Here is a 401-nt window from a genome sequence, read left to right on the forward strand (position 1 = left end):
CGATCAGATTGGCATGGTGGATGGCGACGCGGTCGATATTGCCGCGAATGGTGTCGTAGTTCTGCTTTTCGAGATAGGCGGGGAGGGCGGCTTCGCCGGGCTCGGGATAGCGGCGGGCAAAGGCCTGCCAGGCGAAGTAATTGTTCTCCAACGGAAAATCGCAGGCCAGCTTCTCCAGCCGCGCCTTCAGCACGCTGGCCATGGTGCCGTCGCCCGATGTGATCAGGGAATCGTATTGGGCCGGCGGAATGCCGAGGCCGAACAGCGAGGCCTTGCGCGACGTCGCCCATTTCAACAGCTTCCGGTCGAAGACCGGCGCCAACTGGTCGTTGAAGAAGCGGCGCTGATCGCCGAGATTCCTGGCTTCCATCATCCGGGCCGGGTCGACGCCAAAGAATTTC

The 401-nt window shown here is 62.1% G+C and carries 1 protein-coding gene; it reads right to left on the bottom strand.

Features of this window, described 5'->3' with window-relative positions; genetic code table 11:
- A partial coding sequence (locus EN851_RS34350) for a DUF3419 family protein (protein WP_135931059.1) occupies positions 1-401 on the bottom strand: 401 nt, incomplete at both ends.

The sequence above is a fragment of the Mesorhizobium sp. M8A.F.Ca.ET.208.01.1.1 genome (assembly GCF_004791315.1).
Classification (GTDB): domain Bacteria; phylum Pseudomonadota; class Alphaproteobacteria; order Rhizobiales; family Rhizobiaceae; genus Mesorhizobium.